Consider the following 12,056-nt stretch of genomic DNA (forward strand, 5'->3'; position numbering starts at 1 on the left):
AATAAAGTCCGTTCTAAACTATGCAAATTGAATTTTGAAACATAGGTAATAAATCTTATTAAAATAACAAAACTATTAATTGCTTGAAAATGATAACTAAAATAGGGCAATCAGTAAACACAGCATGTTTCCAAATCGATGAGATTAAGTGATTGATGTTATATAATCTAACATAAACTCGTTAAAATTTGCTATCTTCGTCAATATCTGATATAATCGTACAATATTCTAAAAAGGAGACTAGTATGAAACAAAAAATTATAGCACTTTTACTAACATTCTCTTCGCTACTTACTTTTGCTAGTAGCGTTGTTCATGCAGAAGATAAAGCAACACCTGTAAAATCAAAATACGTTATTTCCAGTGATTCCTCTTTTGCACCTTTCGTTTTTCAAGACAATAACAATCAATATACAGGTATTGATATGGATTTGATCAAAGCCATTGCTAAAGATCAAGGCTTCAATATCACCATTAAAAATCCTGGTTTTGATGTGGCGCTTAACGATGTACAAACCGGTCATGCTGATGGTATGATTGCAGGAATGACTGTAACGGATGCACGAAAAAAGACCTTCGATTTCTCAGATTCTTATTATTCAGCAAATTCAATCTTAGCTGTGGCTAAATCCAGCACCATTTCTTCTTATGAAGACTTAAAAGGGAAAACTGTCGGTGTTAAAAATGGGACGTCCTCTCAAACTTTCTTAACTGATAATCAAAAGAAGTATGGTTACAAAATTAAGACTTTTTCTGATGGCGCTTCTCTCTATGATAGTCTGAATTCCGGTTCAGTAGCAGCTATCATGGATGATGAACCTGTCATTAGATATGCCATTAAGCAAGGGAAAAAATTTAAAACACCTATCGAAGGAACTCCTAGCGGTAAATTGGCTTTCGCCGTAAAAAAAGGAAGCAATCCTGAATTGATTAAGATGTTCAACAATGGACTAGCTAACTTGAAAAAGAATGGAACTTACGATAAGATTCTCGAAAAATACCTAGCAGATAATTCTTCTGAATCAGAAGTTGATGAATCAACTATTTTGGGACTCTTAAAGAATAATTATCCTCAACTTCTTAAAGGTTTTGGTGTAACGATCGCTTTAGCACTTCTTTCCTTCGCTATAGCTTTAGTAATCGGTATTATCTTTGGAATGTTTAGTGTCAGCCCTTATAAACCACTACGTTGGATTGCTGAAATCTTTGTCGATGTCATTCGTGGTGTGCCACTTATGATTCTTGCTGCCTTTATCTTCTGGGGTATACCGAACTTGATTGAATCAATTACAAACCAGCAAAGTCCTATTAACGATTTTGTGGCTGGTACCATTGCTCTCTCTCTTAATTCAGGCGCATATATTGCTGAAATTGTGCGTGGCGGTATCCAAGCAGTACCTGTAGGACAGATGGAAGCAAGCCGGAGTTTGGGTATTTCCTATTCTAAGACTATGAGAAAAATCATCTTACCACAGGCAACTAAAATCATGCTTCCAAACTTTGTCAACCAATTTGTAATTGCGCTTAAAGATACTACAATCGTATCAGCAATCGGACTTGTAGAGCTCTTCCAAACAGGTAAGAACATCATCGCTCGTAACTATCAAAGTTTCCGTATGTACGCTATTCTCGCTGTTTTATATCTTTTGATTATTACTTTCCTTACTAGATTAGCTAAACGCTTAGAAAAGAGGATCCAATAATGGCAAAATTAAAAATTGATGTAAATGACCTTCACAAATACTATGGAGAAAATGAAGTCCTTAAAGGTATTACTGCTAAGTTTTATGAAGGGGACGTCGTTTGTATTATCGGTCCTTCTGGATCAGGAAAGTCAACTTTTCTTCGTAGTCTTAACCTACTTGAAGAAGTTACTAGTGGTACCATCACTGTTGATGGTTTTGATCTAACTGACAAAAACACTAATGTAGACTTAGTTCGTGAAAATATCGGAATGGTTTTCCAACACTTCAACCTATTTCCACATATGACTGTTCTTGAAAATATCACCTTCGCTCCTGTTCAGCATAAGCGTATGAGCCAAGCTGAAGCGGATGCCTTGGGAATGGAATTACTAGAAAAGGTTGGATTAGCTGACAAGGCCGATGCTAGCCCTAACAGCCTCTCTGGTGGTCAAAAGCAACGTGTAGCTATCGCTCGTGGCTTAGCTATGAACCCCGATATTATGCTCTTTGATGAGCCTACTTCTGCTCTTGACCCAGAAATGGTCGGTGACGTTCTAAATGTTATGAAAGAATTAGCAGAGCAAGGTATGACAATGATTATCGTAACTCACGAAATGGGCTTTGCACGTCAAGTAGCTAATCGTGTTATCTTTACAGCAGATGGTGAATTCCTTGAAGATGGAAAACCTGACCAAATCTTCGACAACCCTCGGCATCCACGCTTACAAGATTTCCTAGACAAGGTTCTTAATGTATAAAATAACTCCGGCAAAAAAAATTGCCGGAGTTATTTTATTTTTTGAAATATTAAAACTATATCCTTTTTATTTCTCACGGATCACTTCGACCTTGTAGCCATCAGGATCTTTAACAAAGTAATAGTTTGGTGGATTACCTGGAAGCCCCTTTGGTTCTGTAACCTCATAACCTTTAGCACTGTGTTCTTGATGGAGAGCCTCAAGATCTGGTGTGCTAAGTGCAATGTGAGCAAATCCATCCCCTACAACATAAGGACCATGATCATAGTTATAGGTTAATTCTAATTCATAGTCATCACCATCAAGTCCTAGATAGACAATAGTGAAGGCATAATCTGGAAAATCCTTACGACGTAATTCTTTAAATCCAAAAGCATCTTGATAGAATGCGATTGATTTTTCAAGACTCTCAACTCGCAAGCAAGTGTGTAACATTTTTGAAGCCATAAATATAATTCCTCCTTTTGTATATTATAACATTTTCAAGACTAGGTTCCTATTTATCGATTTTATAAAACGTCATGTTTTTTTAAATACTAATATTATAAAAAGAAAAAAGGTCCCTGAGGACCAATTTGATATTATTTACCAAGTTTTGCTTTAGCTGCATCTGCAAGAGCTGTGAAAGCTGCTGCATCGTTAACAGCCAAGTCAGCCAACATTTTACGGTTAACTTCAATCTCAGCCAATTTCAAACCATGCATCAATTGTGAGTATGAAAGTCCGTTCAAACGAGCTGCCGCATTGATACGAGTGATCCATAATTTACGGAAGTCACGTTTTTTCTGACGACGGTCACGGTATGCATAGTAGTAAGAGTTCATTACTTGCTCTTTTGCAGTACGGAACAAGATGTGTTTTGCTCCATAGTAACCTTTAGCTAATTTAAGAATACGTTTACGACGTTTGCGCGATACAACGCCACCTTTAACACGTGCCATGTTTTATTTCCTCCAATATTTCCTAGAATTGTTCAGTCATTAACTTGCTCTTATTTCAAGCGAGTAAGCATTGCTTTGATACGTTTGAAATCTCCTGAATGCACCATAGATGCTTTACGAAGATGACGACGTTGTTTCTTAGTCTTTCCGTGGAAACGGTGTGAAGTGTAAGCACGGAAACGTTTCAAGCCACCAGAACCTGTACGTTTGAAACGTTTAGCTGATGCGCGGTGTGTTTTTTGTTTTGGCATGATAAATTTCTCCTTTTTTTAACTTTTGACAAAATTATTTTTTGTCTGGAAGCGGTGCTAACTGCATAAACATTTGACGTCCATCCATCTTAGCTCTTTGCTCAATAATGGCAACATCTTGAGTTGCTTCAGCAAATTCCGCTAAAACTTTAGCCCCAATCTCTTTATGGGTAATCATCCGCCCTTTGAAGCGAATGGAAACTTTAACTTTATTTCCTTTTTCAAGGAACTTGCGTGCATTGCGAAGTTTAGTATCAAAGTCTCCCTTATCAATGGTCGGACTAAGACGCACTTCTTTTACAGTTACAACGCTTTGTTTTTTACGTTGTTCCTTTTGTTTTTTCTGATACTCAAATTTGAACTTTCCATAGTCCATAATTTTCGCAACAGGCGGCTTAGCTTGTGGTTGAATCAAAACCAAGTCCACATTAGCATCGTCAGCAAGTGCTTGCGCTTCACTAAGTGGCTTAATTCCTAATTGCTCACCTTCAAGACCAATTAAACGAACTTCACGTACACGGATTTCATCATTGATGAATAAGTCTTGCTTTGCTATAGTTTTCACCTCTTTTTTATTTTTCTACTCTTCCAAATCTGAGTCAAGATTTTAGAATTCAATGTTTATGTCAGATGAACCAACTAGCATTTAATCCCTAAATTAGACCAAACTTAGTTAAGTATTCGAGAAAAACAAGAGCGGACTTGCTAACGCAAGCCCGCACTACATGATAGTATTTCATTACTGAAACTTAATCCGTAGAGCCAGACAACGTTAGTCGCAAGGCGAGAAGCTCTCACTTCTGCTTTTCTCAACTCTACTATCATACCAAGTTTCTTATTACTTGTCAAGAATTTTTTTTGCTTTTTCCTCAATAAATGCCACTACATCAGAAATACTTACTCCTGTCGTATCAAATGTGATGGAGTCTTCAGCCGGACGTAAAGGAGAAACACTACGGTGACTATCTTTATAATCTCGATCAGCAATTTCTTTCTTCAAGACTTCAAGATCTGCTGAAATACCTCTTTCTAAATTCTCTTTATAGCGACGTTCAGCTCGTTCATCAACTGAAGCCACTAAGAAAATCTTGAGCTCGGCATCTGGTAGCACGACCGTGCCAATATCACGACCATCCATAACAATGCCACCTTGACTGGCGATCTGTTGCTGAAGACTTACTAGTTTTTCTCGAACTTCTGGAATAGCTGAAACCCAAGAAACATTATTGGTAACATCATTTTCGCGAATCGGATGAGTCACATCTACATCCCCAACAAAAACTAACTGTTGACCAGACTCAGAACGACCGAAACTCACAGAATAGTCATCCAACAGTCTAATAATATCTTCTGTATCTGCTGCAGTAAGCTGATGTTGCAAAGCCAGGTAAGTTGCTGCACGATACATAGCCCCTGTATCAAGATAAGTATAACCCAAATCTTTAGCAATTATTTTTGCAACCGTGGACTTCCCACTGGAAGCTGGACCATCAATTGCGATTTGAATCTGTTTCATAGTATCCTCCTAACGAGTTTTAACAACATCGCCTGGATTAGCATACCATGATCCAGTTGTCATATGAGAAGGGTTTAAGCGTTCTAATTCAGCAATAGAAATTCCAGCTCTAGCAGCAATGGCTGCTTCTCCTTCTCCAGCTTGAACAGTAATAGTTCCTTCAGATGAAGCTGTTGTGCTTTCAGAACTAGTTTCAGAGCTTGCAGCAGGTGCAGAACTAGCTACTTGACTACTAGCAGGTGCACTAGTATCAAGAAAACCTTCTTTAGCGGCTTTTTTCCCACCGCCACCAACAGAAAGATAAATCATTCCTGCAACAATCACAATGACCATGATGAAGAAAATAACCGCTAAAATAGTTAGTACTCTATTCGCTAAAACATCACTCGATTTTTTTGTTCTTTTCAAATCTTTTTCTCCATTATCGTAAATATCTTCTTCCCATGGTTCTTTTGCCATGACTTCCTCCTTGAATTTTTTCAAAAATCTTATTACAATATGACTATGAAAGTAACACTCATCCCAGAACGATGCATTGCTTGTGGGCTCTGCCAAACCTATTCTGAACTTTTTGATTACCATGACAATGGTATTGTCAAATTTTCCCACAATGATGAGCTCCTAGAAACTCATATTGAAGAATCAGATGATGTTCTTGAAGCAATCAAAAATTGTCCAACACACGCTCTAAAAAAAGATTAAGAGTGTTTATCCTGATTAGCATAATAGGTTTCAAAGTAATCAATGTGTGTCAAGTTATCAACTAATTCGACTTCACCTTTAAAATGCTTATTTAAAGCTAAATCATTCACAAAATACTTTTTAGGCCACTTTCTCATACAAAAAGTTCGGCCTTTTTCTTTGCCATCAAAATATAGTGTGATCGATGTTTTCGTTACAGCCACTTTTCGAATGGTTGATATGTCGATTTTTGATGGCGTAAAGGGATTAGCTGTTATGATGCGTAAAATCCCATTATCATAAAAGGTAAAATAACGATGAACTCCTACACCAAGTAAAACCATAAATAAAAACAGGAAAAACAAGACTAAAGTAGGAACATCCGAACTCTCATACATCAAAGACAGTCCAATAAAGATTGGAATGACAGATAAAGACCAATAAATAACTAAGATTGAAAGATCTGGTTGCCAGTGATATCGAAGTTGTCCAAAAATCTTTATCATATCCTCATCCTCCTCTAACTAGTTTAGCATATTTTGAGAAAAAATGGGAGTATAAATCATCCTATAAAATGATTATTTTATAAGAAATTTTCAAAATAAAAAGTGGTGAAATAACAACCTTTAGGATTGCTTTCAACCACTTTTATAAACTATTGAGGGACTTTGAAAAAGTCTTTTGATAAATATCCTTTACCAGCAACCATATCGTATTCAATCATTCGCATATCGTTAGCTATTTCTTGAGCCTCAGCATCCAGATCAGATTTATCTACACTTGCTTTATGTAATACTTCGGTTTGTAATGCATAGTATGGTGAGACTTTAGAATTTGTTTGCTCCATGACTAAAGCTGAGAAATCACTGGAATTAACTAGTGAATAATTCAGTTTTGGTGTTTCATAGTTGCTCCAAACAAAATAATCTGTCAGGTATTGGTTTTCTTCCTGGTTCTTAAAAATCGATGTTGGATACAATCCTGGTAAATGGTCGCCGTAAAAGACAACTGTGATTTTCTTATTGATTTTTGACAGTTGATCAAGGAAGTTTTTGGTTGCTACATCAGTTTGAAAAAGCAAGCGACTATAGAAGGTTAGCTTTGAATTTTCTTCGTCTGTAAAACCCTCTCCTTTTCCTTCCATTGTTTCAGGATTCGCTTCAAGCCAAGGAGAATGATTTTGCATCGTCATTACAGAAAAGAATTGATTATCTCCTTCTTTAATGTTATCTAAGACTATTTGATAAGTTGAAGCATCGCTAGGACTGACCCCTTCTTTTTGATAACTAATTCCTTTTGTTTCTACGGTAATAAAACGATCATAATTCAAGTGATTATAGATATAGTTTCTTGAATAGTTTGCAGCACCTGCTAAGTGAAGAGCAATTCTATTTTTGCTTTCGTATAAGTCACTTATAACTGGAGTTTTATTCATCTTAGGAAAAACTTCTGTGTAAAGTATCGAAACACTTTGAGAGATATTATAAAATGGCAAACCAGTTAAAGTCTGGAATTCCATATTAGCTGTTCCTCCACCATAACCATCAGATCTCATGAGTCCACTAGTTGATTTAGTTTTGATCTCTTCAATATTCGGAATCGGATTTTCAGTCAGTGTGACCCCTTGTATGCGTCTTGGATCAGCAAAACTCTCACTCAATACATAAATAACTGTATGGTCTTTTAAGTTGTCTGTTCGAGCTTGATTGATCTCCTCTGCCTTTTTAGCATACTTCTCTTCTATTTCTTTTATCTTAGACGCCTTATAGCCTTCTGGTTTAGCCATTACCTCTGTCGTCAATTGATTTATCCAGACGTAAGCTAATGAACGATAGCGGGCATTATTTGCATTACCAAGCCAGGTAATATCTTGTAAGTTATTCAGAACTGTAATGACAGGTATATTTCTTTTGACCTTACCATTTTCCTTCTGAGCAAACACCTGAAAAATCCCAATCAAACACAAGAAAACACAAACTAGTCTTACAAACCTGCGACTGAATTTTTGAATCATTTTTCCTTTGAATAGGAAATAGTTAAGAATTAAAAATCCAATAATCAGTATAGTTAGCCATTTCAATGCTTCATTCATGTAAGAAGTATCCACAAAACTAAGCAAAGTACTTGGTGAAGAAAGCCAAATCATATCACTTGGTAAGACCGGCTCACCTCGCATGCTAAACTTGATTGAATTCGCAATTACAAATAAGCTCATTCCTCCAATCAAGATGACTGTTGTCAAAAAATATCGGTTAATGAGCAGGTATAAGAACAAGAAGATCAAAAAGAGAATAACGATCTGAAGACTAGTCGCTCCAGGCAACTGGTAGTATTCTAAAAAAGGTGTTCCCTTACCAAGTCCCATTTGAATCAAATAGTTAAAGACAACTGCAGCTGTCATACTAGTTGCCACCGCTAAAGAATAAGAACTTCTATTTTTAAGTAAGTGACTTAAACCTCTTACGAAATGGTAGGAAATAAATGTTGCTAGCAGTGAGAATACTGCTACTATCACTGTTACAAGCCAGAAATGGTGTTCTGTAAACAATTCACTGCTATATTTGTGATTTAAAGCCATAAACCATTCAGTTTGGTAAAGTGCTTGAGGAAATTTACTATCTGTCAAAAGGAAAGATAGTAAAATTTGTGACAAAAAAAGGAATTCAACATTGGATGACAATTGAATCTTGTTGAGACGAAAAGACACTATCTTTAAGGTCCTAAAGATCAGGGTTAAAATGGCAATAGCAGGTACTAACCACAATAAAACTGGAAAGAAATTCCTTTGAGAAAATATATGCTCAAACCAATTCCAACTTTTGTAGCTTTCATTATTAATATTTAAAGCATCTTCAACTAAATTTGACAAGAAGGAATACAAAAAATATATATAAGCTAAGCGAATCAGAGATACAAATTTAAAACGATAACAAGACAGTAAAATTGGAATGCTACCTAACCCAATGAGGTAAAAAATTCTTTCTTGCTTAATTAAAAGTCTTACTGTAGCAGTTGGATCAGTCTCCCTAACCAACTGGCTTTGAATTAAGAATAAATTGATAAAAAAGAATAAAATAGGCAGGATAAACAATAAAAAACGTTCTATTTTAACTGCTTTTTTCATGACTTGCCCTTCCCTAACAATCGTTTTAAGATATATTTGATAGCTCTTGCAGGTCCAATAAAGATGTATTTCATAGCCCCCTTGATTCCACCAATCTGGTTAAAATCTACAAAGGTATGAGGCTGTAAATCTTCTCGATTATTTAGTTGCTTGTTATCAATAAAAGCTGTTAGTCCAAGTTGATTATAAGAAATCTTAAAGTCATACTGCTTGTCCCAAGCAATATAAACCAAAAGTCTTTCAATCGCATGAAGAATGGAATTTTGCGGAAGTGGCTCACTCGGAACATCATTCTCCGTCAAGTTCAAATCAAATAAAGGAGACAAGGCGTCATATTTAAACCAAACAAAGGTTCCATAGCTCATGACAAAGGTGTTCATTTGCTTAAAGTCAACTTCTTTTTGACAATTCATGCGCTCCCACAGTTTGTGCATCTCAGGAGAAATCAGGGCTTCATTCCAGGCGACTACAATCCTGTTAAAGCGGAAGAAGCTAGGAATGTCAGCTATGACTAGCCCTAAGCGATCATCTTGTCCTAATTGACTAACTATCTGATCTGCTGGATGAACAAGCATGTTAATTAGCTCTTTACGCCAACTTTCTCCAGCCCAATAATCAGCTTCTTTAGATTTTTTTGTATGAAAATGCCCAATATAGTCATACTGAGATAGATGTCTCTTTAATTTAAGCATAGGAAGAACATCTCGCCCAACATTTCCTGTTACAAAAACTTCTGCTTTTGCTTGTTTTCCCTCTAAAATGCCAAGTATCTCGTTCTTTTTCTTTTCGCTATCTGTTGTAATGAATAAGTCGTAAGAGAAATGGAAAGATTCAAATGTATGAAGGAATTCACCTAGTAAATCTACATAAAAAACATGAAGGTGGACAGCTATTTTCTTGTCAGGTATAGAAATTGGAAGAGACAAATCTAAAATTTTCCTTCCAAGCAAGTAAGGATAATCAGGCAAATCAATACGAGACATATGTTTGACAATCAAATCAACTGGATAGTCCGTTGTATTTTCAATGTCCTTTAAAATATAAGGCGTCAATCCTTCATTTGCAGCTATCGTTTTTACTTTGATAAATGGCACTCTGTTTTTTAGAATAGAGGTCGGATTATAGTAAGAAAAATCCGGATAGAGCATGCCTGAATCATCAGCCTGAATAGTATTAAAAACAGTCTGATAATGAAATCCTGCTTGGACTAAATTGGTTGTAACCTGAGTTTCATAATGGTCTATAACATCTTGAACTTCTGTATAATCCTGAATGTTTTGCCAGAACAGTTGAAAGGTTTCTGAATTGACTACATTTTTCTTAAAAGATAGATAATAACTTTGGATATGCTCGTTAAAATCTTTGTCTTTACGATAATTCGTCATTCCCCAGAAATCAACATTTCTATCACCTTCAAAATCTTGGTATATAGGCTCTAAATCCCACAAAGGTCCAAAGCATGTGTCATTCATTAAAGTGACTGAATCATATTTTTTTAATTCTTCAAAGCCAACAGAATTCATTCCATCTCGCCAAGCAGCGAAGTCAAAACCACTATTCTTTCTCAAAAGAACCTCATCAACCAGTTCTTTCTTCAGTCCATCTTCCTGATCTTGACTTATCTTGCTGTTTGAAATGAAAATCACCTTCCTAAAGAGGGGACGCATTTTTTCAAGCTGATAGAGTACATGTTCACTAATCTGATTGAACTTATTAAAATGAACATATAAAAGTAATCGTTCCATTTTATTTCCTTATTCTTAAGAATTTCAAAATTTTTGTTGGGATAGTCCAACGTTTTGAATTGATAATTGTCTTGTAAGCTTCTTTCGTAGCCTCTAATTCAGCTTCAAGCTCTTTAACCTTATTACTACTGTCCAACATTTCAGCCGCAAATACTTTTCCAATATAATCGGGAGCAGAGGCATCATCCACAGAAAGCATCTTATAGCTCAATTGATAGATTGCTTCTTCTTCAACTTCATAGATCAACTGAGGATCAGGTTCGTTAAAGAAATACAAGCCGTCAGCAATAACACCGTTCGTATAGATAGGTGATGATGCATTCCCGTCAGGCCCCCTCAGTTCTACTTCAGAATAGTAACTTGGACGTTCCGAAAGATCTACTCGAATAACAGACGTTCCTTTAGGAATTTCAAATGTTAAGCTGTCTTCTTTTTGAAGTAGTTTGGCAAAAGTGCGCTCTTCTGAGTAAGCATTTTCACCATCCCCAAAATAAACTGTGACTGACTCCATACCAATATGAGACAAGGAATCCATGGGTTTGGATAGACGAATTTCATAAGTATTGTTTCGCTCAAGAAGAATCTTAGTCATCTCTTTAAAATCAGCATTAGGATATTTATCAAGATAGTCAAGTTGCGTTTGTAACAACTTTTGGAAACGACGTTCTAATTTTCTAAAATCACAAGGACGTGAATCTGACCCTTGATTAATTGTATACGCAACCGTCGGTTCATCTAGAAAAGCTAAAGAGGTCCGTTGGAAGAGCTCCATTTGCAGATTAAAGGTGTCATCTGATGTAGTTAAATCTAACTCTTGATTTACTTCTAGCATTAGATCCCTATCAACCAACCAGGTAGATGCCATAGTAAATCCACGGGTGGCCAACATTTTTTCATAGGTATCCGCAAGTGGGATTATTTTGTTGGCAAAGCCTGCCTTGGAAACAAAGTCTCCCTTTTCATCATAGATATCAAAATCTGTATTAGACCATTTACAGTCAGGCTTACTCTCCAATAAGTCTACTTGCTTTTGAAGTTTTAGAGGATCCAGCCAGAAGTCATCACCATCACATCGAGCAATGAAGTTCCCTCGTGCCTCTTTACAGATAGTAACCCATGTTTTGGCAATTCCTTGATTTTCATCATGATAAAAGGCACGAATCAAATCGGGAAAATTTGCTTGATAGTCTTGTATTATTTTGCGAGAGTCATCACTTGAGGCATCATCCACTAAAATAATTTCAAAGAAAAAACTTGTTTTCTGAGCCAGAAAACTATCGATTGTTTTTTTCAACCACGGTTCTTTGTTAAAAACAGTACAAATAATCGAAACAAAAGGCGTCGTTTCCATATCT

At 36.2% G+C, this 12,056-nt stretch carries 12 protein-coding genes, 1 pseudogene and 1 other annotated feature; of the genes and pseudogenes, 3 read left to right on the plus strand and 10 right to left on the minus strand.

All coding sequences use genetic code 11. The annotated features are described in order from the left end of the window. Positions 1-317: 317 nt before the first annotated feature. Positions 318-1,703: pseudogene (locus tag HMPREF2780_RS01755) on the plus strand (amino acid ABC transporter substrate-binding protein/permease); the annotation flags it as partial. Then, positions 1,703-2,443 (plus strand): amino acid ABC transporter ATP-binding protein, encoded by a 741-nt coding sequence (locus HMPREF2780_RS01760; protein ID WP_008808770.1) that lies wholly within the window; start codon positions 1,703-1,705, stop codon positions 2,441-2,443. The pseudogene HMPREF2780_RS01755 and the gene HMPREF2780_RS01760, both read left to right, overlap by 1 nt. Positions 2,444-2,509: 66 nt before the next feature. Here the strand turns inward: HMPREF2780_RS01760 and gloA are convergent, their stop codons facing one another. The 6 genes from gloA to HMPREF2780_RS01790 form a co-directional block, all read right to left on the minus strand. Further along, positions 2,510-2,890: a lactoylglutathione lyase gene (gloA, locus tag HMPREF2780_RS01765; protein WP_045634900.1), complete on the minus strand. Its 381-nt coding sequence runs from the start codon at positions 2,888-2,890 to the stop codon at positions 2,510-2,512. 134 nt (positions 2,891-3,024) lie between these two features. Beyond that, on the minus strand, positions 3,025-3,384 hold the full coding sequence (rplT, locus tag HMPREF2780_RS01770; RefSeq protein ID WP_000124830.1) for a 50S ribosomal protein L20: 360 nt from the start codon (positions 3,382-3,384) through the stop codon (positions 3,025-3,027). A 50-nt stretch (positions 3,385-3,434) separates the two neighbouring features. Beyond that, a complete protein-coding gene (rpmI, locus tag HMPREF2780_RS01775) occupies positions 3,435-3,635 on the minus strand; it encodes a 50S ribosomal protein L35 (protein ID WP_001125942.1) in 201 nt (66 codons plus the stop codon). Positions 3,636-3,669: 34 nt separating this feature from the next. Continuing rightward, complete coding sequence (gene infC / locus HMPREF2780_RS01780; RefSeq protein ID WP_008808772.1) at positions 3,670-4,200, minus strand: translation initiation factor IF-3; 531 nt, start codon at positions 4,198-4,200, stop codon at positions 3,670-3,672. Between the two features lie 117 nt (positions 4,201-4,317). Then, positions 4,318-4,447: a sequence feature (ribosomal protein L20 leader region), on the minus strand. Between the two features lie 26 nt (positions 4,448-4,473). Beyond that, entirely contained in the window at positions 4,474-5,151 is a 678-nt protein-coding gene (gene cmk / locus HMPREF2780_RS01785; protein ID WP_045634901.1) for a (d)CMP kinase, read from the minus strand. 9 nt (positions 5,152-5,160) lie between these two features. Next, a complete protein-coding gene (locus tag HMPREF2780_RS01790) occupies positions 5,161-5,610 on the minus strand; it encodes an SAG1386/EF1546 family surface-associated protein (RefSeq protein WP_012000446.1) in 450 nt (149 codons plus the stop codon). A 45-nt stretch (positions 5,611-5,655) separates the two neighbouring features. Between HMPREF2780_RS01790 and HMPREF2780_RS01795 the strand changes: the two genes are divergently transcribed. Beyond that, positions 5,656-5,853 carry a ferredoxin gene (locus HMPREF2780_RS01795; RefSeq protein WP_282187224.1) on the plus strand — a complete coding sequence of 66 codons (198 nt, stop codon included), beginning with the start codon at positions 5,656-5,658 and terminating at the stop codon, positions 5,851-5,853. On the opposite strand, the gene HMPREF2780_RS01800 is transcribed toward HMPREF2780_RS01795, so the two are convergent. The 4 genes from HMPREF2780_RS01800 to HMPREF2780_RS01815 form a co-directional block, all read right to left on the minus strand. Further along, positions 5,850-6,338, minus strand: a complete 489-nt coding sequence (locus tag HMPREF2780_RS01800; RefSeq protein ID WP_105025996.1) for an EbsA family protein — start codon at positions 6,336-6,338, stop codon at positions 5,850-5,852. The two genes, HMPREF2780_RS01795 and HMPREF2780_RS01800, sit on opposite strands and share 4 nt — an antisense overlap. Positions 6,339-6,487: 149 nt before the next feature. Further along, the gene (locus HMPREF2780_RS01805) at positions 6,488-8,956 is read right to left on the minus strand and encodes an LTA synthase family protein (RefSeq protein ID WP_061595712.1); all 2,469 of its coding nucleotides are present in this window, start codon (positions 8,954-8,956) and stop codon (positions 6,488-6,490) included. After that, positions 8,953-10,701 (minus strand): rhamnan synthesis F family protein, encoded by a 1,749-nt coding sequence (locus tag HMPREF2780_RS01810; protein ID WP_105025997.1) that lies wholly within the window; start codon positions 10,699-10,701, stop codon positions 8,953-8,955. The genes HMPREF2780_RS01805 and HMPREF2780_RS01810 overlap by 4 nt, the downstream gene beginning before the upstream one ends. 1 nt (position 10,702) lies before the next feature. Next, a complete protein-coding gene (locus HMPREF2780_RS01815; RefSeq protein WP_105025998.1) occupies positions 10,703-12,052 on the minus strand; it encodes a glycosyltransferase family 2 protein in 1,350 nt (449 codons plus the stop codon). Between the last annotated feature and the right edge of the window lie 4 nt (positions 12,053-12,056).

Origin of the sequence: Streptococcus sp. HMSC062B01 (genome assembly GCF_001811085.1) — a bacterium.
In the GTDB taxonomy this organism is placed as follows: domain Bacteria; phylum Bacillota; class Bacilli; order Lactobacillales; family Streptococcaceae; genus Streptococcus; species Streptococcus gordonii.